General features: G+C 71.9%; 1 protein-coding gene. It reads right to left on the reverse strand.

Annotated elements, in window-relative coordinates; translation table 11 throughout:
* A partial coding sequence (locus CCN35_RS29870; RefSeq protein ID WP_281254834.1) for a beta-ketoacyl [acyl carrier protein] synthase domain-containing protein occupies positions 1-437 on the reverse strand: 437 nt, incomplete at its 3' end.
* Between the last annotated feature and the right edge of the window lie 114 nt (positions 438-551).

The raw sequence follows: 551 nt of genomic DNA on the forward strand, positions 1-551 counted from the left end.
CGGCTGCCGCCGAGGGAGCCGGGCGGGATCGCGGCGCGCTCCAGTGCCTCCCAGGCGGTCTCCAGGACGAGCCGCTGCTGCGGGTCCATGGACAGCGCCTCGCGGGGGGTGATGCCGAAGAAGTCCGCGTCGAAGTGCTCCAGGCCGGTGAGGAAGCCGCCCTCACGGGCGTAGCTCTTGCCGGCGGCGCCCGGGTCGGGGTCGTACAGGTCGAGGTCGTTCCACCGGTCGGGGAAGGGGCCGATGGCGTCCGCGCCGCGGGCCAGCAGGTCCCAGTACTTCTCCGGGGTGTCGACGCCGCCCGGCAGCCGGCAGGCCATCGAGACGATCGCGACGGGTTCGGTCTGCCGCTTCTCCAGTTCTGCGTTGCGCTGCTGAAGCTGCAGGACGGCGGCCATGGCGCGCCGCAGTCGCTCCTCGTTGGCTTGGGCGTTCATCTCTGCCTTCCGTCTCTCTCCAGCAGTGCTGTGGCGGAATGTCGGTGCGAGGGGGGAGGGAGGATCGGAGCCCGACCGATGTCCGTGCGGGGGGGATCAGAGTCCGTGCGGGGG

Source organism: Streptomyces thermovulgaris, assembly GCF_002155915.1.
Lineage (GTDB): Bacteria > Actinomycetota > Actinomycetes > Streptomycetales > Streptomycetaceae > Streptomyces > Streptomyces thermovulgaris.